The organism is Brevundimonas diminuta ATCC 11568 (genome assembly GCF_000204035.1).
Classification (GTDB): Bacteria; Pseudomonadota; Alphaproteobacteria; order Caulobacterales; family Caulobacteraceae; genus Brevundimonas; species Brevundimonas diminuta.
Genome location: NZ_GL883084.1, coordinates 585,102 through 605,830 on the forward strand (window position 1 = coordinate 585,102; position 20,729 = coordinate 605,830).

Consider the following 20,729-nt stretch of genomic DNA (forward strand, 5'->3'; position numbering starts at 1 on the left):
ATCTCCTAGGTCTGATAGTAGACGCCCTGGAAGCGGGCGTTTCTGGCCGACGCGGCGACCACGTCGTCGGTCCCGCTCATGGCGAGTTGCAGGTGGAAGCGACGGTTGCCTCTGTTGCTGACGTGCCCCTCGATCAGGGTGTAGGGCTGGCCCATGGGAGCGTTGGCAATGCCGCCTGCTCCAGCGACATAGCCGTTGGACACTACCCGCTGATCGCCGCCATCCAGGTTTGTGCTGATCACTCGCCAGTTCAGGCCGTAGACAGGCGCCTCTGAGGGCGGAGATTTAGGCGTCAGGGTCGCCTGCCAGTCAGCGCGCAACAGGAAAGCGCCGTTGGTGTAGACGTACTTGCTCGCCACAGTTGCGACCGTGTTCCAGCCAGCAGGAAGACCTATGACCGACGCGCTCGGAGGGCCTGAGTCAAAAGGGCCGTTGGACGTCTTACCCCCGAAGAAGCCGTCCGTAGCCGAGATGCCCAGAATGCCGTTGTCCACGGTCTCGGAGCCGTAACCGACCGTCGTGGGACCAGACCAAAGCAGCAGGTCGCCAGCCACCCCGAAGCCCGGCCCGATCGTCGCTCGGCGCCCGTCCTTGACCACGCTGGCGGGCTCCGAGAAACGCACGCGGCCGTCTTCGGCTTCCATCGCAACCAGGGGATCGCCACCAGGCACGGTGTTGAGCAAAGCGACGACCGGCGCTGCAATGGCTGCATACCCGCCGCTCGTGGACGAGACGAACTCATAATAGGCGGGCGCCGCTCCGCTAGCCTCAGCGATCTTGCGGAAGCTCGCCAGCGCCTGCTGGTTCTCTAGATCGATGATGGCGAGGGACTGCTCGGTGACGGAGGCGTAAAGCTGCGCCTGGCTGGCCTCTGCCGAGTAGCGCGTTGCAGGCAGCCCTCCGAGTTCCAGCTTGCCTTGTCGGATCGACCAATAGTTGATCGCGCTGATCGGGTCAGCCACCACACCCTTGATAACTACGCGGTCGCAGTTTTGGGGCGTCGTGAAGGAGATCGCGTAAGCTTGCCGACGCGCATCGCTGCCGTCGAAATCATGGGTGCCTTTGAGCTGCCCTTGAACTGTAGTCGGGATTGCGCCTAGCGGTGTCGATCCACTGAACCCGTCAACGGCAAAGAATGACTCAACCGGCTCGTTGGGATCGGCCATGAAGAGCGCCATATCCGCCGAAAAGACGTATTGCCGGGACGGAAAGACCTCTGTTGCGGGCCACGTCATGACCTGCGTTCCGCCGCCTCCAGGAATGAACCGCACGCTGCGGCCCCAGGCGTCATCTACAACGACTGACGCGCCGCCCCAGCCAATACCCGCGAGCCCTTTTTCGAAGCCGCCGTTGATCTGGATATTGGCTCGCCCCGCGAGTTTGGCCGTCACCTGGCTCACGGATTCCGCCCGTGCTGTCACCTCATTGGCCAGGGCGTTTTCGAGATCGATGATGTCGGCCTCGGTTTTGGCAGTTCGGGCCGCCACGCCGCTGATCGCCAGGGCGTTGGCCTCATCGCCGTCGATGCGCGCTTGGTTGACGCCAGAAATGCGGGCGCTGAGGTTGGCCTCCCCTGCCCGTGCTGCCGCGATCTCTGCGCCCTGGGCGTCCAACTGGGTCCGGGCATCGGCGAGCAGCTCCGACACGTCGAAGATGTCGCCGAAGGCCGCCTCTATGTCGTTCCTGATGCTGACGATGGTCGGGGCGGTAGGAGACGGATCTAGCAGCGGGGCCGTGTAGGGGCCGTAGATGTACCGTTCGGAGTAGTTCTGGTCCCGCTGGTACTGAACAGCGACGAAATAGGTCGCGCCCGGCTGGAGGCCGTCGATCGGGATCGTCGTGACCGTCGGAGGCCCCTGATAGGCCTGTGTCCACGGCCCCGTCGCTGTCGGCCCGTACTCAACGATGACCGCAGTCGCCGTCTCGTTCGAAACGATCCCGCCGAGGTCGAAGCCGGGAAGCTGGCCGCCGCCCGGCGCAGGCGGGCGCGGGGTGATCGTCCAGTCGCCGGGGAGCGGGGGCGACACGTGCGTGGGGTCGACCGGCGTCAAGGCAGGCGGCGGCGGGGGATTGGGCGTCTGCCCGAATGCGTAGGGATACTTGGCGTCCGTCTCCGACACGAACGTTACCATGTGGACGCCGGTGTTCGCGTCGTAGCTGGTTTCCAGGCAGAGACACTTCAGCCCATCCAGCACGAACTCAGGTTCGGTGATCGTGAAGGCCGAGCCGGGCCCGATGCCCTGCATGTAGGACTTGAGCGGGATGCGTCCAGAGATGCCCTCTCGCGTATGAGCGAGCGCCAAGCACATCAGTTCGGCGGCCTGCTTGGCCTTGTCGACATAGCTGTAGGTGACAGGCACCGACCGCTTGCGGCCGCCATCCTCCGTCACCCATTGGGATGAAGAGACTTCCGGCAGGGCCGTCATCTTCCATCCGTCGGCCTCGGACAGATAGGTCGCGACGCCGGTGTTCTTCCGGTCGAGGTAGCTGGCGCTGGTGTCGAGTTCGATAGGCCCGGCCGTGTCAGCCGCCGTGATCGTGGCCACACTGACGCGCGGAGCCGCACGATGGATGCACGACGCCTTGCCCGCGCGCTCGATATAATAGGCCCCGCCCGCCTGCAGGAAGGCATCCAGCACCTGAGCCTTGTCGTCGTCGGTCGAGGGCCAGGCGGCGCAGGTCCAGCCGTGCGTGTCCGCGATGTTGGCCGCTTCAGTGAAGGCGGCGACGTCGATATTCTCCCAGCGGGTGCCGATGCCTCCGACCTGATAGTCGACCTGCGGCGCGCCCTTGCCGGTCGGACCTTCCCAGAGCCCGAGCAGCCACTTCACCGACCACAGGATCGGGTTCGCGTTGTAGCCCCAGGTGGACGGGTCATTCAGACGCTGGGGGCCGGAGCCGCCCGGATAGGTGCTGTCGCGTCGCCAGTCATAGACGCGCAGCCCGCGGATGATCGTGCGAGGCTTGGGATATTGCCCCTTGTAGGCCGACTGCTTGCTGTTCTCGGACAGCGTGAGGATGAAAGCCGCTTTGCCTGACAGCTTGTGGCTCGCACCCCAGTTCGGGAGTGAAGCCCCTCCTTGAAGGCCCGACGGCGAGGCGAGGTACGATCCCTCAGGCTGGAAACCCAGTTGCGTCCTGCGCCACATGACATTGGCATAGTAGGAGCTGTTAGCCTTGCCGCTGGCGTCGAAGGTGACCGGGATGTCGTTCGCCGTGAAGCTCTCGAAGGCGTCGATCGGCCCGGCATCGGAGACGACCGTGACCGCGCTGAAATACATGCGGTCGTTCGGGCCATAGGCGGCCTTGTGGCGCAGATCGCCACCTACCGCGATCCGTCCGGCGGCGAAGTGCAGAGGGCCGTTCGGATCACCAACCCAGCCAAGCGCGCCTCCCGCGCTCGACACCTTCGGCTGCGAAAGAGAACCGCCGATGCTGGATACAAGACTGCCGACCGACAGCAAGGCACCCGCGGAGACGCTGAAGCTTCCCACCGACAGGACAGCGCTGGTCGCGAGGCTGGCCGAACCGAGCAAACCGACGCCGGCGCCCATCGCCAGCGCCATGCCTCCGGTCGCCACGACTGCACCGACGATCATGATCGCCGTGCCGACCGCTTTCACAGCCTTCGCCATCAGACCATCCAGACTTTCAGAGGAACGAAATCGGGCGCGAGCTTGATCGACACACCGACATCGGCGCCGTCCTGGTAGCCGCTGACGTAGCCGTCCCCGAGGTAGACCCCGATGCTGCAGCCGAAGGCGTCGTCACCCTGCATCGCCACCAGATCGGCGGGGCGGACCATGGAGAACGGGATCACCAGCAAGCCCGCCGCGTCCACGCCCTCGATGAGCGATGCGAAACCAAGCTTGCGCATGGCGCGATAGGCCCCCGCTTCGGATCCCCACTTCACACCCTTGAGCAGACCCGTGGACTGCTTGCGCAGGTGCATGACGTAGCGGGCCTGACGCACGCAGTCGTACTGCTTGAAGTCGAGGGGCTTGCCGATGAAGCGCGCAGCACATTGCCGGGCGACACGCACCCTTTCATCCCAGATGTTCATGAGACCTCAGACTTGGTTTTGGATGACGCCAGGCCAGTCGCGGAATCCGCCGCCACCTCCCCCGCCGGGCGCGGGACGGCTGGAGCTGATCGCCCCCGGAGGCGCCTCGGTGCGCCAGTAGTCAGCATCGGTCAGGCGCGAGACATTGGCGTGGCCCAGCTCGCCCCAGATCTTCCGGTGCATGGCGTCGTTCGCGCGCCAGTCCGTGTTCGGGATCAACTGCAGCTCCGACTCGGTGCCGCACTCGATGACGACCGACCAACTGCTCTCGTCGACGCTAAACCGAGCCTTGTCGTACTGCCCCTGGAACTTCAGGAGGGGTTGGCCGATCAGCAGACCCGTCGCTGGATCAATCGAGCCTTCCCACCATTGGACAAGGCCAGTCTGGTTCAGCGGATCGGCCAGCGCCGCGACAGCGACGTCGCTCTCGGCGTTGATCATCAGTTCAGAGCGGGTCGTCGTGCCGGAGCCGCCCTCGGTCAGTTGGCCGATGGTGTCCAGCGAGCCGATGCCGGGATGCGCCGCGAGGTAGAGTTCGCCGCCGTAGACCGCGAACCCGCCGTCCGTCAGCCGCACCACGCCAGAGCGCAACTCCATCCGAACCAGCACGCACGGCACATAGGCGGGCTGGCGCTGTGCGTTGGAAAGGACAGGATCCATCAGGCGGTCTCCCTCACCTTGAACTGGATCGCGACCAGCCGGTCGACACCGACCTCCCAGCTTTTCATGTCGCGCACGAAGCCCTCAATCATCGGCTCCGCCAGCTTCACAACGTCGTTGTCCTGGGGCGGGAAGCGCAGCATGGTCCGCAACTGGATTTGCGCCTGGCCCGATGCGTTCGCGGTCGCATCCGCAGCCGCCCGATAGAGGTAGTGGCGCCCCAGAGTGACGACGTTCAGGAACTGGCCCTTGCGGACCACGTAGCCGGGGGTCAGGCCATCAACCGTCAGGAAGATGCCGCCCTGCCCTGCCCCGTTCACGCGCGGAGCGCCGGGAGACCCAACGTCGAACCCCGGCTGATAGACCGCCATCAGAACCGTCGCGCCCTCGGCGTTCAGATCATCCCACGCCATTGAGGTGACGTAGCTCATGGGCGGCATGGTGAAGGTCAGGGCGTATCGTGAGCCCTTGCGCTGACGCTCCTGTTCATCGCCCCCAAGAGCCGAGACCAGCACGTTCTTGTTGGTCAGCAGTTCGATGCCCATGCCCGCAGGCGCAGGCGTGGATGGGAGGGTGAGAACCGGCATCAACGCCCCCTGCGATACGGCGCGATCCGAACGGCCCGCTGCCGCTGCCCCTCGCTCGCTTGATAGGAGGCCACGCCGGCCTGGGCCGACAGGGGCGCGGCCGTCTCCGTCGATAGCGCAATGAAGCTGTCCCGCTCCGGCCTGACGATGACCTCGTGCTGGACGCGCTGGACTTGAGCCTGTCCTGACCCGCCAGAGGCCAGAGCGCCCAACGGCATCGCGAAACCGTTGCGCGGCATGAGGATGTCCTCGGGGCCGTGCTCACCGACGCGATACCAGTTGCCGCCGTTCATGGCGCCGCCGGTCGCCCTGCCCCCGCCGAAGCTGAAGAGAGAACCGATCCCACTGGCGATTGACGACCAGAAGCCGCCGCCCTCCTTGCCCAGGCCCTTGGCCGCATCGGTCAGGAGGTCGAACAAGTCGTCCGCCAAATTGTCGAGCATCCGCGTCGTGAAGCGGTCGGCGAGGTTGTCGAAGAAGCTGCCCAGGTCGCCGTCGATGGCGGCCTTGATCCCATCGGTGAAGGCGTAGCGGAACTCGTCACGCATCCGGCCGGTCTGGTCGGCTGTGTCCAGGCGCTGCCATTCGTTCTCGGCCTGGGCGCGGCGCGCTTCCGCTGTCAGTTCGGGCCGCAGTGACAGCAGGTCGTTGATCCGCTGTTCGATCCAGAGTTCGCGCTCCCGCTCCTTGATGCGGTCGGGGTCGCCTTCCAGTCGGGCGATCTCGGCTTCGAAGCCCAGGCGATCGAGGAGGAGGTCGTTCTGGCGACGGACGCTTTCACCAAGCTCCTCCCAGAATGCAAGGCTCTTCTGTTCCCAATCAGCGATCTGTTCGGAACGATCGCGAATGGCATCAAGCGCCTTCAGGTGATCCTGCGCCTTGGTGGCGGCGTCAGCATATCCAGCTCGCTCGAAATCGGCAGTCAGTCGCGCCAGCTCCTGCTTACGCTCCAGCGCCTTGATTTGAGCGCTGTTGCCGCTGGCTCGGGCTAGGTCCAGGGCGTTCTGGAGGTCGAGCGCCTCGCGCATAGCGGCGATGTCGGCTTCTGTCAGGCCGGTGCGGCCACGACCGCTGCGGCTATCCTCTTTGGCCCCGCCTGGTTGCAGCAATGCCGGGGGAAGCGAGAAGCCGCCCGGCACCGATGTATCGACTTCAGGAGCGGACGGGATTGCGGCGTCGCTGGCCTTCTGGATGCGAGACAGTTCCGCCAAGTTTGACGTGATCCGGCGCTCAATCCTCTGGCGACGGCTTGCTGAGGCGCCTTCCTGCTCCAGGCGAGCGAGGTTGCTTCGATTGAATGCCAGGTCTCGCTGAACCGCAGCCTCATCGCGTGTTGGGGCCGGCGCGAACGACCCTTGGCTGACCAGCAGACCCGCCCCAAGGGCAGCCGAACCGGCCAGCGGAAGGATTGCCCCACCCTTTGCGCCACCTGCTACTACGCCTGCCAGCGCGAGGCGCGTATCGTTTGCGAGCTTGATGATCTTACCCAGACCGGCGAGGACGCCTGCAATCGGCCCACCGGCTGCGACCAAGCCCAGCAACGCAAGGCCCGCCACTTGGACACCTCCCGGAAGGTCGTTGAAGGCCTTCAAGACGTTCGTGGCCGCGCCAAACACCTGCGTCATGGCGGGGAGAAGCTCTTGGCCTAGCGAACGCGCAGCCTTGTTGAACTCCGCTGTCATCGCGCGGGTCTTGCCGGTGGCCGAGTCCGCTTCCGAAGCCGCGCGTCCTTCCGACACCCCAAGCTTCTCGATGATGAGGTTAGCCCGCGCGATGGACTTCGCAGCCTCGTCGGCTTCCGATGCGTTGCCCTTGAAGCCAAGGCGAAGAAGCTCAGCCTCGACAGCCGCTTGGCTGATGACGACGCCGAAGGCCTTGAGTGGTTCGGTCTCGCCCGTAAGGCCGGAAACAATCTTCTGAAGGGACTCCGCGTCCGACACGTTGAACATCGCCCCGGCGTCCACGCCGCGCGCCGCCAGAGCTTCGACCATCTTCGTCGCGGTTTCAGCAGCAACGCCGGTCCCGGTCAGAACCAGTTGGAGCTTGGTCATCTGCTCTCGCAGAACCACGGCGTCACGGCCCGAGGCGTCAGCCAGAGCTTCGGAGAAGGTACGGGCGCCCCGTGCTCCAGTGGCAAACGCCATATCGAACGACGCTTCGATCTCCTCGGCGTCGGCTGCTAGTTTCAGCGAGTAGGCAGTGATTGCTGCGAAGGCGAGTTGGGCGGATCGCGAGATGCCCGCGAACGTCTGGCCGATATCGGAGCCGAGGTCGCGGTATCGACCCTTCAGGTCTTTGGCGACACGCTCGGCCGCAGCCCGCACCTCGTCCTCGGTGTGGTCGGAGGCGTTGCGGATGATCCGCATGGAGCGCTCGAACTCGCTATGCCCCGCATCCGAGAATGCGCGCTTCAGCTCCGCCTGGGCATGACTAGCGGCATCCTCGACCTTCTTCATCTCGGCCCTGGTCTCGCGCTCGGCGCGGGCCAGGTCGGACTTCAGTTTGTCGGTCGTCGCTCGCAGTTCAAACTCGGCCGAGCCGACGACATTGCCTTCAGCCATGGAGCCTCCAAAGAAAAAGGCCCGCCGGAGCGAGCCTTGAGAAAAGAGAGCCGCCGGGGCGGGCCGTGATTAGTGTATTAACGCGTCAAATCTAGAATAGCATCTAAGCTACCTCGAACCTCACTTGGCTTAGCGTTGAGGTGACTGGCGGCTGTGTCAAAACTGATTAGATTATTCTTAGCTGCGTTTGCGACCAACCAAGCGAAACGACCACGACGGGTGATTGGCGTTGACTTAATAGGAAAATAGTCGACGGCCATATTCTCTGCCGCTTCCCACTCGTCTGACGGAAGAGGCGTATCCACTCCGTCAGGCCAGGACACTTCACGCCCCAAAACATTCGAAGCATGATATTTGGCGGCAGTGAAACTAATTCCATAGACGTTGCACAGCTTGGTCAAAGCCGAAACATCATCAGAGTCAGATCTGAACAGCCCCCTCACACCAACAGGGGGAGCCAAGAACGCAACCGCAAACGCGTTTGCTCTAATTTCTACAGGATCTACTCTATTCCCATAGCCTGCGTTCAAATCCGAATAACTGTCGACCGTGAGGCGATTTAGTCGACTATCATCATCCCACAGCAGGTGGCCAAGCTCATGACACAACGTCATCCGCCTAACCCAAACGTTACTATTCGCACCTTGCTGGTTTACAACAACTCCTCGCGTCTTGCCATTCGCCAGGGTAGCGCCAGCAAAGACAGTTCCCAAATCTTGTTGAACAACAGGCACGGCGAGTTGGCTCTCGAGAAGAGTTCGGAGACTTTTAACCGGCTCGGCATCTCCCAGTCCGAGATGGTCTCTGGTCTTCGTCGCAAGTCTAAAGCCGTGCTGCCAAGCTGGATAATGGTAGGAAGTATCAGGCTCCGCAAACCGGCAGAAGACGGGCTCGGAGCACGCCTTCGCAAGAGTGGCCTGCTTTGATATTACCCAAGCCGCTTCAGCTAATTTCAATACAGTAGGCGGGTTAAAACGGACCGCGTCTTTTTGCTCTTTAAGTTCTCTCAGCCTAACACCAAGCGCTTGGTCTCCTTTAGCTTTGGGAACGTGGCCGACCATGCGCTCATCTAGAGCAAGGTATCTAGAAATGGCTTCAAGATCTCTTACAGGGACGACGGCGTCTGGCGTCTCGGCCTGCCGGATCATTTTCTCGGGCACTCCCGCCGCTCGAGACAGTTGAGCGACCTCGATTCCCATTTCCTCACGACGCCCCTTCAGCGTCGCCGCAGGCTCGCCGCTCCTCGCTATGAGCGGAAAAGCACCATTTGCGTGGATAGCCGAAAGGGCACCTTCGCCATAAGCGACTAGGACTTCAAACGCGCTTAGCACCCGCCCCTTCGCGCCTTCGCGATAAGGACCGATCTGGACCTGGCTCCTGACGTATTGCCGGGTCGAACGCTTGGCGCGGTCACTGGCCGACCCCTCTCCAGGGCCGAAAATTGCGTCTAGATCCACGGCCTGGATCATGCGACCAGCCTCGGCTGTACCCCTACGAAGGGGTTGGGCATCATCGTTTCCTCGTCAAAGCCCATCGACCACACCGAATAGCCAGATTCGCGAAACGCCTTGGCTAAAGCATCCAACTCGGCGGCGCACCGCACGGGATAGCGCCCGGACCATCCGATCACGCAAATGGTGCGGTCATCAATCTTAATCATTTCGCCACCAGCGTAAGCGGCCGATCCGCCGGTTAAATTGGTGTGCTTAACTGATCCGGTGCACAGTTGTTGACCGAAGCTGCAATACTCAGGCGACGCGACTACGTCGGTGTCCCGAACGACCCAGAGATATCTAGGGTTCCCCTCCAACTGGCTGCTGGTTGGCGGCGGAGGCATTAGATGCTGTCCTGGGCCATCCTCCCAAGGCTCGAGCCCTTGGTCCTCCGTTTGGAGAATCAGCTCGTCATCGTTCGCAATCTTGTCTGTGATAGGGTCGCGAGCAGGCCCATAGCTGAGGCGGTAATTAGCAAAGGCTGCTTCGGTCAAGATGGTCGCCACACTGTCCCCCTCCAGCGAACGGCGCACTAAGCCCAAAAGCTCCGCAATGCCAAGCGGCAATAGGACTACGGTAGCCGAATCCTCGGGCAGCGCATCGAACGTTGTAATTTAAACACGCTTAAGCTCCAGTCAATAGTCCCCTCCTCAGTCATGGTGATCTCCTGGGTGGCGGCTATCCGTTTCGAGATACCCACTCTTCCTCCGCACGTGCGCGTTCCGGGCCACAAAGTCTCGGCGTTAGGGACCGACCGTTTTCGTCGCACCAGTCGTGGAAAGCCACGACGCCGTTGGGATGATCAATGCGGACCGACGCCAGATCCAGCAATTGGTAATCAGCGATCCCCTTCCAGTTGACCTTTTCGAGGTCAGATCGCCCCCATGAGAACGACAGAGCGGGAGCATCGCCGTCGTTGCCGAACTTATCAGAGGTTTCGACCCTCACGGAGAACCTATCCAGGGTGTCGCGCTTTCCGCGCCGGAGAGCCTCCCGCTTGGCGTCGGAGAAGACAGACTCGATGTAATCAGCCTTGATGTCGCCCGTCAGTGGCTGTCCGCACCCCGAGATAACCCCCACCGCCGCCAGCGCCGCCCATCGCTTCATGACTCACCCTCCGCTCGGCGAACCCTATTCGGCGTCGGAAGCCTCATCAACTCCAAGCCCATGCATCATCGCAAAGCTGGCGATAAGCGCATCACCCGCGTCTGCAACCTCCTCCTCGCGATCCTCCAGATAATAGGACAGGCGCGAAAGGCGCGGCTCCCGAGCAAATCGCTCGCTCATCCATCCGTGGGCCGTCGCCATTTCAATGGCTCGGTGCCCCCGCGACCGAATGGCGAGATGGGTCAAGTAGGGCGTCTGGTCCCAGAACTCAGCCTCAGTCAGGCCGACCGAAAAAGCCGCCTCCAAAGCGTCCTCAACGACGTCCAGAGGCGGATCAGAGGGTTTACGGCACGCTCAACCCCAGACGGCCGCCGCGAAGCCAAGGCCCACGCTTTCAGGACGGCGAGGTAGGCCTCAGCGGCCGGAAGACCGAAGCCGTCGAGCAGCTCTTCCTCACGGATCTGGCCGCCACTGGCGACCACGATCAGGCGGGCCAGCGCCTCCATGTCGCCCGGCTTGCCAGACGCGGCCACGTCGAGCGTCTCGATGACCCCGACGCGGCCGAGTTGGTCAATCGCCCGCCAGGTGAAGCGCAGGGGGATCGTTCGGTCGCCCAGAGGCAACTCCACGACCCCACGACGATCATCGCTCATCAGGTGGCCGACCTACGAACCGGCGCCGCCTTGGGCATGACGCTGACGTCCGACATCATCTTGCCATCCACACTGTGGCTCTCGCCGATGACGACGCGGCCGACGAATTCGGTCGCCTTGGTCAACGCCTTCAGCCGGACCTTCACGTCCTCGGCCGAGGCGTATGCCGCGAACAGCAGTTCTTGGGTCGCATCGCCGGGCTGGAGGTGCATCTGGAACGTCAACGGCGGGTTGGTCCGGGCGCCGTAGAGCGTCTCCGTCTCGCCAACCGGCGTGTCGAAATCGGTGGCGTCGGTCTCGCGCGGCGTGCCGCCCGTGTACGAGGCCGTGGTGACGCCGGGGATGACGGTCCAGTCGGGCGTTTCGGTCGCTGAAGTATCGATCTCGACCTTCACAGCGCCTTGGACAAGAGTTGCCATTGCTCAGCTCCTTTGCAGGCATGGAAAAGGCCGCGCACAGCCTGCCCTGGGCGCGTTGGGGATGACCGGCTGGGCCGGGGTTCAGGTGTTGCGGAGATCCAGTCGGATCGTGACGCGGCGGCCGGTGTAGGCCTCGTCCGTTGTCGGGGATTGGACCGGGCCGGTGACGCGGGCCACGTCGCATTTGCCGCCGGAGACGATGAGGTCGCCGGGGCGGTTGTGGAAGAGGTCGCGGACCTGACGCATCATGGCGTCCAGTTGGGCGGCTGAGCCGGTCCGGCGCTGATAACCGCGCACGTCTTGGACGATCAGGCGGCCGGTCTCGGTGAATGTCTCCAGCGCTTCGTCACGACTCGGCACGGCGATGATGAGGAAGGGCTTCGACGGCTTCGGCTCGTGGCTGAGAAAGTCGTCGGGCGCCGCCTCGTTGAAGATGGCCGGGGCGTTGTTCCAGGTCGCCAGAGACGAGGCGACGGCGGCCAGGCGGGCGAAGATCGTGGCGGTGGAGTTCAATCGCTTGCTCCCGCGACAAAGGCGTCCCGCAGGTCGTCGGTATGGTCGGTGGCCAGCAGGCCGAGGAAGGGGCGCGGCGCGATCCGTTCGGTCCCAACTTCCAGCGCGTGGGCATATTCTGTGTTCGCCACCACGCGGCCGACAATGTCGTCGCCATCCCGGCGGACTTGCGTGTCGGCTTGGGTCGCGTTGCGCAGACGGCCGGTGTCGACGGCGGGCGGCTCCCCTGGGGCCGAGGCCTGATGTTTGCCGTAGATGCGGCCGGTGCCGGGGCGCGACAGGTTAGCCTTGGTGATTGCTTCGCCCGCCAAGGCGGCGCGCTGGATGCCCTTCACGGCCTTCTCTTCAGCGATGCGCTCCAGAGCGGCGAGGTTGATCGTGACCGTCGCCATCAGCGCCCCTGAACCTCCCAGGTCGCCTTAGCCGGGTCGCGAGACAGGGCGACGATCTGCCAGTCCCGACCTTCAGCGGTGATGGTGTGCCCGACAGCCGGAGCCACGCTCAGACTGGCCGCCAGGATGATGATCTTGCGGTCATGGGCCGGGATGCCCGCCGTTGCCCTCCGCATGTCGCTGTAGTCATCGACCAGCGCCTTGCAGGGGTATGAGGTCGGGGTGCCCGGTATCCAGCCTCCCTGCCCGTCCGATGTCGGTTCGCCCGGCACCTTCAGCACGCCATCGCGGAACACGTCGTCCAGCGCCTCGGCGATCACGTCGGGCAGATCGTCGAGGATGCTCATGACTTAGCCAGCCTGACGTTGACGCCGGAGCCGATCGCATAGACGCCAGCATAGCGCAGAAGGCCCGCCACCAGCGCCAGCCGCGCCGCGCTGCGGCTTTCCGCAGATGACGTTTCGTATTCCACGGCAACAGAGCCGGCCTTCACCGACTTGCGCGCCGCCTGGGCTGCCTTGTCGCCGCCGAGCAGGGGCGAGGTCAGAGACAGCCGGGCGGCCTCGACGATGGCCTCGCTGATCTGTTCCTCGACCGCAGTGTTGACCTTGGCCGGGGGTCGGCAGGAAGCGCGGACATAGGTGCTGGCGTCGAGAATGGCGCCGCTCTTACGCTCAGGCGTCAGGACGGCCCAATCGGACCAGCCGCGAGCCTGGGCGTAAGCGTCGGCCTGATCGACCGTAGCGAGCGGACCCGAGGGCCAGCTCACCACGCCATTCTCGACGATCAGCATCAGGCGCCGCCGCCTTCGGAGGCAGCCGCAGCGGCCTTGGCCTCGTCGCGCAGCTTCAACAGCTCTTCACGCGGGCCATAAGGATCGAACTCGACCTTGAGGTTTTCCAGATCGGCGTTGATTTCGCGGCGCGACAGGCCCTCGGACGTGTCGTCCAGCAGGGCGTTCAGCACCTCCGTCAACTTGTCGACGCCTGCCTTGTGGTGCGCCTTGCCGCCCAGGGTCGTGATGCGGGCGCGCAGGCGGTCGATCTCGTCCTGATCGGCGTTGATCTCGGGTTCGGTGCGAAGGTCGGTCGGGATCGTCCCGCCGTTCTGCGCCACCCGGTTGAGGAAGTTCAGGTCAGCCATAGAGGCCTCCAGAAAGGCGAAGGGCGACCCGGAGGCCGCCCTGTCGCTCAGGTTGTTATGGTGCTCACCCGTTGGTGCGGACAAACGCCAGCGGGACGTTCTTGCGCTCGAAGGCGCGATCCCAGTTCTCGGCGGCCTTCAGTTCGGCATAGGTCGGGCTGTCACCGGCGACGCTCGCTTCCTTCCAGGCGAACCCGGTCGGATGCACGATGTCCTGGCGACGATTCCACAGGGTCTCGATGCCCTCGCCGTTGCCGCCAGCGGCTTCGCGTTCGACCTCAGTGGGGGTCTTCGGCGAGCCAGCGCCGTGGCGGAAAGCACCGGCCCCGAACAGGATCGACGTGTAGGTCACGCGGTTCGTGCCCACGGTGACAGGCATGCCGTCATCCATGATCACGCGCTTGCCCTGGAACGTTTGGAAGGCCAGAGCGCCGGTCTCAGGGTCGTAATGATCGACCAAAGCGCCAAGCCTCTGCATCCGGGCATGGATGACGGAGTGGATGCCGATGGCTACCAGCTTGGACTTCGCGTCGCCCATGGTCTGAGCGGCGTTGATCATGATGTCCGTGCCGAACAGTTCAGCGTCGGTCGGGGTGCCGCTGGCGTCCGTCGCGACATCGATCAGCATGTCCCCGCTGTCGTTCGCGATGTTGTCCGCCAGCAGGCCCAGGGCGGTGTTCAGCACGGTATCCTGGTTCACCGCGGCCCAGTATTCACCGACCTGGTTGCCGATCGCTGCCATCGGGTCATTGGCGATGAAGGCGGTGTTGAGGTCAGCCGAGGACCAGCCGTTGTTCCGCATCAGCTTGCGGGCCACCTCGACGCCGGTCCCGATCTTCTGCGGCGTGGCCTTCTGCGTCGGGTCGTCGGACGAGATGTTCGGCTCGTTCTTCACCAGGCGCTTATAGTGCGGCAGGTTGTAGGTGATGCCCTGTTGAGCCGCGAGGCTGTCCAGGTAGGGATCGCGCACCAGCACTCCCGACGCCGCGAAGGCGTTCAGGCGCGTGGCCGCTTCAGTGGTGTATCGCTCCCAGTTGGGACCGAATTGCAGGTCGGAAAGCTGGGTCACGCCCATGTCCGTCTCCTATGTGAGGTAAGGGTTCAGACGCGGCCGTGATGGCGCGCGCATCGAGTGCGCGGGCGGCTTAGGCCGCGCCCGCTTCAGCCTTCAGTCGGGCCGCGAGGTCGGGTTTCTCCCTCTCGATCCGATCCTGATCCGTGAGATTGAAGGTCGGCCCCGACTTCCAGGGGTTCGGGCCGGAGTGAGCGCCCTTGCCGCCCGGGGCGCCGCCGCCGCTGTTGCCGGCCAGCACGAAGGGCTTGCCCTCGTCGCCTTCGGCCCAGAGCTTGATGGCTTCGGCCAGCGGGAGACCGCCCTTGTAGGCAACGGGCTCGCCATCATCGTCCTTGAGCTCGACGCCTTCGCGCAGAAGGGCGGCTGCCGCGCGCTTCAGTTCAGGTTTCACGCGGGCCTCGTCCAAGGCGGCGGACAGGCCGTTGTCGATGACCAGCTTCTCGACCTGGCGCTCGGCCTTCTCGGCGCGGTCGGTGACGGCCTTCAGTTCCCGGCCGTGCTTGGTCTCGAGTTGGGTGCGGACGGCTTCGACATCGCCGCTGGCCTTGGCCTTGTCGGCTTCGGCCTGTTCCTTCTCGGCCTCGATGGCGGCGAGCCGGTCATTCAGTTCCCTCAGCGCGTCGCGGTCGGCCTTGGCGTCCTTCTTCAGGCGCTCATGGGCCGAGGCCAGCGCAGCGTGAGCGGCAGGATCGATCGGCTTGGGCTCGTCTTCCTCGCCGGTTCCGGGACCAGCGGGCGGGTGATCGTCGGGCCCGCGCAGATAGCGGCCCATGGCGCGCTCGCGTGGCGTCATCCGGCCGATGACAGGCAGCACGGAGCCGCCGCCCATAAGGCGGTTCTTGGTGGTGTTCATGGTAGGTAGTTCCTCCCGCTCAGCGGACAGAGGGGGCGCTGCTCAGCTCACGCCCTGGTGGATGCCCCGGCTCTGCTCGGGACATGAAAAGACCCGCCGCTAACGACGCGCCAAAACCGTGTTATCAATGGATAGGAGGGCCCAATGACCACTCATGAAATTCCAGTCACCGCCACCTGCAAGGAGTGTGGCGCCGGTGTTCCGCTTTCAGACTCCATGACGGACGACCAGATCGTTTCTTGCCCGCAATGCGGCATCGACGTGGGCCGGTTTGGCGCGATTAGAAAGGCCGCCGTCGAGGCGGTGCGGAAGGCGGCTTTAGCTTCGGCAAGGAAAGCCTTCAAAGGTATTGGTCGTCGCTAGACGACCACGTGTTCGCCGCGCGCCAAGCAGGTCGCACACACGATCTGCTTCTGGCCGCCGGTCGGCTTCCCGTTCTTCCAGACCATGCCGAGCTTCACCTCGATCATCGCGAGGCCCGTGCAGCGAGGGCAGCGGACAAGCGGCGTATCAGGAACCGACGCCTTCATGCGCTTCAGCGGGCCTTCCGGCTCCAGCGTCCCGTCGATGACCTTGAAGGGCGTGCTCACCCCGAGACTATAGGCCCTCGAACGCCGCCGCGTCACGCTTCTTCAGTTCCTCCAGCGTGAGGACGCGGCCCTTGCTGTCGACGAAGCGATCCAGCGTCAGCTTGCCCGAGCGGAACAGCTGGGCCTTGCGGACGCCCAACACCTCGTTCTGCACTTCGACCGGCTGGCGCATCAACCAATCCGAATAGGATGGCGCCTCAATGGGCGGTAGACCCTTGATGACCGGAGCCGTTGTTGATCGGCAGTTCACGTGCCGAGGCGGCCAGGGAAAGCTCTCCAGCGGGTGCACCGTGTTGTGCAGCGCGCCGCATGTGATGGTCGTCCGCGCATCCAGCGTGGCGATGAAGCGGACCTGATCCACGCCGAGGGCCGCGTAGGTCTCTTTGGATGCGACGGCGGCCGTATGCGTAAGCGCCGTGCGGACCATGGCTTCGGCTCCGCGTCGGCTGATCTCCAGCACCCCGTCCTTGTATTGGAGCGCCCGCGTCCCTCTGATCTCGCGGACCAGCGCCGTGACAGATCGGCCTTCAACAAACCCCTGCCTCAGCGTCTCCCTGACGCGCTTGGTGGCACCAGCTTCAGCCTCGTCCAGCCAGCCCCGCAGGAACCGGCCTTGGAACGGTCTAGCGTTCACGGCCGCCACAACCTGGGCCGTCGTCGGTGCGTTCGTGACCGTGGCCAGCCCTGCCGATCGTTGGCCGAAGTGAACCATGCGCTCAGTGAAGAGGCGCTCCGCATCCGCCAGAGCGGCCACTTCCTCGTTGAGCCGGCCGCGAAGCACGCTCCAGCCATCGGACTGAAGCGCCCTGACCTCTTCCAGCAGGCGTTCCAGTTGGGCGGGATCGCGGCCCTCGTTGTCGGCGCGCAGGATGCGTTCGACCAGACTCGCGTCGGTGCGGTTCAACAGGGCCAGCACCTTGCGGACAGTCGCCGTGGAATAGCGGGACAAGGCGATCCGGTGTTTGACCGCCTCGTCGATCAGGGTTTCGGCCGGGGAGGCCATCAGGCGGCTTCCCGCTTAGCGCCCCGAGCCAGCATTTCGTCGGGCGCCGCCGTATCCAGCCACGCCTGATAGAGCCCTTGGAAAATGGCCTGCATGGCGTAAGCCTCGAACTCGATGGAAGGATCCTTCTCGCCCATGACCTTGCGCACCTCTTGCCAGATGTGCGTGGCTTCGTGACAGAGCAGACCTGCGATCTCGACGCGGGTGCGACCCTCGGCGTTTTGCGCCTTGCCCAGCGTCACGATGATGCAGACCTTGCCGTCCTTCTTCGTGAAGGTCGTGGCGCATCCGTCACTGCCCGGATACGGCTCCTTGCAGCCCATCCGGCGCATCTCACGGGCCCAGGCCTTCCGCGAGGGGCAGAAGCCGAAATAGACCGGCTGCCAGCCCCGATCGCACCAGATGACAGCGGCGTCTCGCGCCGGGGCCTTCGTCATACTGCGTCGTCCTTCACGGTGCCGAGCCCTTCGCCTTCCTCGTCCAGCGCCTCGCGGTGATCCTCAAAGCTCTTCGCCGGGTCCACGATCTCGGCACGCTGCAGGTTCTCGAACAGGTCTTCCAGCGTGATGGCGCCCGACTGCCAGGCGGCAAGGAGAGCGGTCAGTTCCGGTGCGGAAAGGCCGGCCGGGTTCAGATCCGTGTTGAGCCAATACTGGATGCCCTCGCTCGACACGCCAGCCCAATCGGCCATGAACGTCAGCGCCTTCGTCAGGCAGTCCGACAGGGCATTGGCTATGCCGGATACGACCGACGTCTCACCCGCCCGTTCGATACGCGCCGTCTCTGCCGCAATAGCCGCCCGACCGGTCTCCAGCAGCATCCGGGCGCCCATGAGAGCCGCGTCCTTCCGCTTGGCTTCCAGCGCCAGACGCAGTTCCGACAGACCCGAGCCGGTGAACTCCATGAACTTGGCGTCGCCATCCGCGGACACCGCAATACCCTCGGACGACCCCAGCTTGATCTCCTCATCATCGCCGAGGGCGAGCCCCTTGAAGATTGGCGTCGGGTTGGCAGTCCACAGCAGCGCCCATTCCAGCGCCGCCGAATTGTTCAGATGCGCGACGCTGATGTCCGCGATGTCGTCTAATGGCGGGCGGGCCGGGCTGGGTTCGCCGTCGCGCGGGTTAGAGAAGAAGGCCGGGATGACGTGTAGCCGGGTGTTCTGGCGCCTGGGCTCAATCGTCTCACCGAACTGCGCCCATTGGCCGTTGATCTGACGGAAGATGCGCTGCCGGTAGAAGCCAGCCACATCCAGATCCAACACGCGGACCTGACCGACCTGCTTCAGCTTGAACTCGTCCGCCGCGTCCTTCTCTTCGACGACCTCAGCCACCCGGATGTGCGAGAGCTTCAGCGCCGCTCCGATCTTCTGCACGCGGGCCGCAAGGATCGCCGTAGCGTCGTAGAGCTTCAGCGTGGGCCTGACCCCATCGGCCTCAGCGTCAGCCTTCGTCGCTCCCGCAGGAGCGTCGGGATAGTCCACCAGCACCATGACGGCGCCGGTCGATAGGATTCCGTCGAAGCCCTGCTCGGCGAACCGATCGATGTCTTGGCCCGAGCCGGTCACGTCGCCTAGATAGGCGTCCAGAGCGTCGAGGTTCGAGCGTGTAGGGGTCTTGCCGAAGACCAGACCGCTGAATGCCTCGGCCGTGCGCGCCGTCACCGGGAGATAGTAGGCCCCTTCTCTGAACCGCTTCGCCGTGGCGTCATCATGACCCGGCAGCGCACGGACATAGCTCAGAGCGTCTTCTCGGCCGCTCAGGAGGTCATGGACCTTCTTTCGGGCGTCAGCATGGACAGCCCAAGCCGGATCGCGATCGTTCACCGCCATCAGAAACTGACCTTCACCTTGCGGGCGGGCTTCGGCTGCTCAACTACCAGCAAGTCGGTCACGGCCCACACCAGAGCATCCATGCGGTTCGGCGAGTCTTCGCCTTGATATCCGGCCGGGGTGGTCATCAGCATCTCGGCCTCCATCAGCGGGAATTGCTCGCGGTGCCTTATCCGCTTCTGGTCGTAGAGCGCGGCAACAGGCTCAGCGCGGACTTGCTTGCCTCGGCTGGCCGTGACCATGACGACGCGGGCTTTGACGCCACCGGCGCGCAGGGTGCTTTCCACCATGTCGCCGCCGAAGTTCTTCTCCGCGACCACGCAATCAGCGCCCCAGCGATCCACGGCCTTGGCTGTGGCCGTGGCCCAGGCCATGGGCGAGGTTGCCGGACAGGTCGCGTCCTCCAGGATGATGGCGCCGTCGCCGTACTCGGCCGCCACGACGATCCCGACGTCATCTCCGCCGCCCGAGGGGTCGACCCCGACGACTACGCGGCCCCAGCTTCCTTCCGGGGCGTGGCGGCCCTCACGCCAGGCCTCGTCTAGCCCCTCGCGGTTCCAGATCGCCCCTTGAACCGAGGGCATGTAGCCGCCGAGCCAAATCCATGCGGCCCGCAGCTTGTCCTTCGAGAAGTCCAACTCCATCAGCTCGCGCAGAGCATCCGGGAAGTGTGGGTTCTGGTCGTAGTTGATCTTGCGGACGATAGCGCCCTTGGGCTTCACCGGCCCTCGGAAGAAAACGTCTATCGGGTCCGTATCGAGGCGCGGGTTCCAGATCGCCCAAAGCTCAGATATGGCGGTGCGCAGAATGGTCGGCAGCAGCACGTCCAGCGACGCCTGGCGGACCTCCTGCGCCTCCTCGAGAATCGTGAGCCCCGCGCCCTCCAGCGACTTGATGCCCTCGGGCTTCCCGCCCTTCCAGAGGCCGATGAACATGATCTTCTGACCGCCGAGGCCCTGGAAGGTGCCGTTCACCTCGCGGAAATAGGACCCCAGCAGTCCGAAGTGCTCCAGCCGCTTGCGGACCAACTCCAGCGACGACTCCGTCAGGTTCGCCATGATCTCCCGCAGGAAGACCACACGCAGCCGAGGCGTTGTCACCGTATGGAAGATCGCCGCATCAACGACTGACCAGGACTTGGCTGAGCCCCGTCCGCCGTGCGCCGCCCGGAAGCGGTAGGAGCCCAGCGGCTTCGCGGTCAGGAACCGGAAGGCCGGGATGGGCTCGTAGATCATCCCTCCGTCTCGTAGTCCTCAGGGCTCGGCGCGGGCAATGGATCATCCGACGTGACGTAGGTGACCGACAGGCCAGTATGCTTGTGCTGATGGTCGCCCTTCTCGACGACGAGTCCGTTCAGCTTCGCGGCGTCCATGAGGCTGGCGCGGGCAGCTTGCAGCATCGGTGCATCCCCGCTCTTCTCTGCCTTGGTCGCAATAGCCAGGAGCCGCTCAGTGATGCTGGCGACGCTGATCTCGGTGCGCTCTGCCGCCCTGGTCTGAATGGCGGAGACCCGCTCACAAATGTTCACATCGGCGGCTAGGCGAGCTGCTGCACTGCGGCTCGGCTTATAGCCTGCCTCTTCGTAGGCCTCGCTCTGGCTTAACCCCTTGGCGAGCGCCTGGGCGAACCGCTCGTGGCGGCTATTACTTAGAGCGGCCATCCGACTTCGCTTCGGTCCTCGGCGATGCTTGCGTGTCAGCCTTCACCCGCTCCGCAACGCCTGCCGCCTCTAGGCGATCAGCAGCCTTAGCGTCCTTGGCGTTGAAGGTGGCGCCAGCGGCGGCCG

General features: G+C 64.3%; 25 protein-coding genes. 1 reads left to right on the plus strand and 24 read right to left on the minus strand.

Annotated elements, in window-relative coordinates; all coding sequences use genetic code 11:
• Window positions 1–5: 5 nt before the first annotated feature.
• From BDIM_RS02925 to BDIM_RS03005, 18 genes are all read right to left on the minus strand, one after another.
• The gene (locus BDIM_RS02925; RefSeq protein WP_003164074.1) at window positions 6–3,635 is read right to left on the minus strand and encodes a fibronectin type III domain-containing protein; all 3,630 of its coding nucleotides are present in this window, start codon (window positions 3,633–3,635) and stop codon (window positions 6–8) included.
• Window positions 3,635–4,063 (minus strand): DUF6950 family protein, encoded by a 429-nt coding sequence (locus BDIM_RS02930; protein WP_003164075.1) that lies wholly within the window; start codon window positions 4,061–4,063, stop codon window positions 3,635–3,637. The genes BDIM_RS02925 and BDIM_RS02930 overlap by 1 nt, the downstream gene beginning before the upstream one ends.
• A 6-nt stretch (window positions 4,064–4,069) precedes the next feature.
• Window positions 4,070–4,723: a hypothetical protein gene (locus BDIM_RS02935; RefSeq protein ID WP_003164076.1), complete on the minus strand. Its 654-nt coding sequence runs from the start codon at window positions 4,721–4,723 to the stop codon at window positions 4,070–4,072.
• Window positions 4,723–5,310, minus strand: a complete 588-nt coding sequence (locus tag BDIM_RS02940; RefSeq protein ID WP_143276836.1) for a hypothetical protein — start codon at window positions 5,308–5,310, stop codon at window positions 4,723–4,725. Before BDIM_RS02940 ends, BDIM_RS02935 begins: the two co-directional genes overlap by 1 nt.
• Entirely contained in the window at window positions 5,310–7,871 is a 2,562-nt protein-coding gene (locus BDIM_RS02945; RefSeq protein WP_003164078.1) for a phage tail tape measure protein, read from the minus strand. The genes BDIM_RS02940 and BDIM_RS02945 overlap by 1 nt, the downstream gene beginning before the upstream one ends.
• A 77-nt stretch (window positions 7,872–7,948) precedes the next feature.
• Window positions 7,949–9,340: an ImmA/IrrE family metallo-endopeptidase gene (locus BDIM_RS16990; protein WP_081461821.1), complete on the minus strand. Its 1,392-nt coding sequence runs from the start codon at window positions 9,338–9,340 to the stop codon at window positions 7,949–7,951.
• Window positions 9,337–9,858: a hypothetical protein gene (locus BDIM_RS16745; protein WP_143276835.1), complete on the minus strand. Its 522-nt coding sequence runs from the start codon at window positions 9,856–9,858 to the stop codon at window positions 9,337–9,339. The genes BDIM_RS16990 and BDIM_RS16745 overlap by 4 nt, the downstream gene beginning before the upstream one ends.
• A gap of 184 nt (window positions 9,859–10,042) precedes the next feature.
• Window positions 10,043–10,471, minus strand: coding sequence for a hypothetical protein (locus BDIM_RS02955; RefSeq protein ID WP_040344627.1), 429 nt, complete (start codon window positions 10,469–10,471; stop codon window positions 10,043–10,045).
• A gap of 24 nt (window positions 10,472–10,495) precedes the next feature.
• Window positions 10,496–10,717, minus strand: a complete 222-nt coding sequence (locus BDIM_RS02960) for a hypothetical protein (RefSeq protein WP_143276833.1) — start codon at window positions 10,715–10,717, stop codon at window positions 10,496–10,498.
• A gap of 32 nt (window positions 10,718–10,749) precedes the next feature.
• Window positions 10,750–11,124, minus strand: coding sequence for a hypothetical protein (locus BDIM_RS02965; protein WP_003164083.1), 375 nt, complete (start codon window positions 11,122–11,124; stop codon window positions 10,750–10,752).
• Window positions 11,124–11,543: a hypothetical protein gene (locus BDIM_RS02970; protein ID WP_143276832.1), complete on the minus strand. Its 420-nt coding sequence runs from the start codon at window positions 11,541–11,543 to the stop codon at window positions 11,124–11,126. The genes BDIM_RS02965 and BDIM_RS02970 overlap by 1 nt, the downstream gene beginning before the upstream one ends.
• A gap of 81 nt (window positions 11,544–11,624) precedes the next feature.
• Window positions 11,625–12,056, minus strand: coding sequence for a hypothetical protein (locus BDIM_RS02975; protein WP_003164085.1), 432 nt, complete (start codon window positions 12,054–12,056; stop codon window positions 11,625–11,627).
• Entirely contained in the window at window positions 12,053–12,448 is a 396-nt protein-coding gene (locus BDIM_RS16750) for an HK97 gp10 family phage protein (RefSeq protein WP_003164087.1), read from the minus strand. Before BDIM_RS16750 ends, BDIM_RS02975 begins: the two co-directional genes overlap by 4 nt.
• The gene (locus tag BDIM_RS02985) at window positions 12,448–12,795 is read right to left on the minus strand and encodes a hypothetical protein (RefSeq protein ID WP_003164088.1); all 348 of its coding nucleotides are present in this window, start codon (window positions 12,793–12,795) and stop codon (window positions 12,448–12,450) included. The genes BDIM_RS16750 and BDIM_RS02985 overlap by 1 nt, the downstream gene beginning before the upstream one ends.
• Window positions 12,792–13,241 carry a hypothetical protein gene (locus BDIM_RS02990; RefSeq protein WP_003164089.1) on the minus strand — a complete coding sequence of 150 codons (450 nt, stop codon included), beginning with the start codon at window positions 13,239–13,241 and terminating at the stop codon, window positions 12,792–12,794. The genes BDIM_RS02985 and BDIM_RS02990 overlap by 4 nt, the downstream gene beginning before the upstream one ends.
• Entirely contained in the window at window positions 13,241–13,591 is a 351-nt protein-coding gene (locus tag BDIM_RS02995; protein WP_003164090.1) for a hypothetical protein, read from the minus strand. Before BDIM_RS02995 ends, BDIM_RS02990 begins: the two co-directional genes overlap by 1 nt.
• A gap of 64 nt (window positions 13,592–13,655) precedes the next feature.
• Window positions 13,656–14,660 (minus strand): major capsid protein, encoded by a 1,005-nt coding sequence (locus BDIM_RS03000; RefSeq protein ID WP_143276830.1) that lies wholly within the window; start codon window positions 14,658–14,660, stop codon window positions 13,656–13,658.
• Window positions 14,661–14,736: 76 nt separating this feature from the next.
• Window positions 14,737–15,519, minus strand: a complete 783-nt coding sequence (locus BDIM_RS03005; RefSeq protein WP_003164093.1) for a hypothetical protein — start codon at window positions 15,517–15,519, stop codon at window positions 14,737–14,739.
• Window positions 15,520–15,663: 144 nt separating this feature from the next.
• On the opposite strand from BDIM_RS03005, the gene BDIM_RS17365 reads away from it, so the two are divergent.
• A complete protein-coding gene (locus tag BDIM_RS17365; protein WP_143276828.1) occupies window positions 15,664–15,882 on the plus strand; it encodes a hypothetical protein in 219 nt (72 codons plus the stop codon).
• Here BDIM_RS17365 and BDIM_RS03010 read toward each other — a convergent pair.
• The 6 genes from BDIM_RS03010 to BDIM_RS16765 form a co-directional block, all read right to left on the minus strand.
• Entirely contained in the window at window positions 15,879–16,109 is a 231-nt protein-coding gene (locus tag BDIM_RS03010) for a hypothetical protein (protein ID WP_003164095.1), read from the minus strand. The genes BDIM_RS17365 and BDIM_RS03010 overlap by 4 nt on opposite strands.
• Before the next feature lie 7 nt (window positions 16,110–16,116).
• Entirely contained in the window at window positions 16,117–17,112 is a 996-nt protein-coding gene (locus BDIM_RS16755; RefSeq protein ID WP_003164096.1) for a minor capsid protein, read from the minus strand.
• A complete protein-coding gene (locus BDIM_RS16760; RefSeq protein ID WP_003164097.1) occupies window positions 17,112–17,549 on the minus strand; it encodes a hypothetical protein in 438 nt (145 codons plus the stop codon). The genes BDIM_RS16755 and BDIM_RS16760 overlap by 1 nt, the downstream gene beginning before the upstream one ends.
• On the minus strand, window positions 17,546–18,679 hold the full coding sequence (locus BDIM_RS03025; protein WP_169312116.1) for a DUF4055 domain-containing protein: 1,134 nt from the start codon (window positions 18,677–18,679) through the stop codon (window positions 17,546–17,548). Before BDIM_RS03025 ends, BDIM_RS16760 begins: the two co-directional genes overlap by 4 nt.
• A gap of 263 nt (window positions 18,680–18,942) precedes the next feature.
• Window positions 18,943–20,178 (minus strand): phage terminase large subunit, encoded by a 1,236-nt coding sequence (locus BDIM_RS03030; RefSeq protein WP_003164099.1) that lies wholly within the window; start codon window positions 20,176–20,178, stop codon window positions 18,943–18,945.
• On the minus strand, window positions 20,175–20,603 hold the full coding sequence (locus BDIM_RS16765; RefSeq protein WP_050796576.1) for a terminase small subunit: 429 nt from the start codon (window positions 20,601–20,603) through the stop codon (window positions 20,175–20,177). Before BDIM_RS16765 ends, BDIM_RS03030 begins: the two co-directional genes overlap by 4 nt.
• Window positions 20,604–20,729 lie beyond the last annotated feature (126 nt).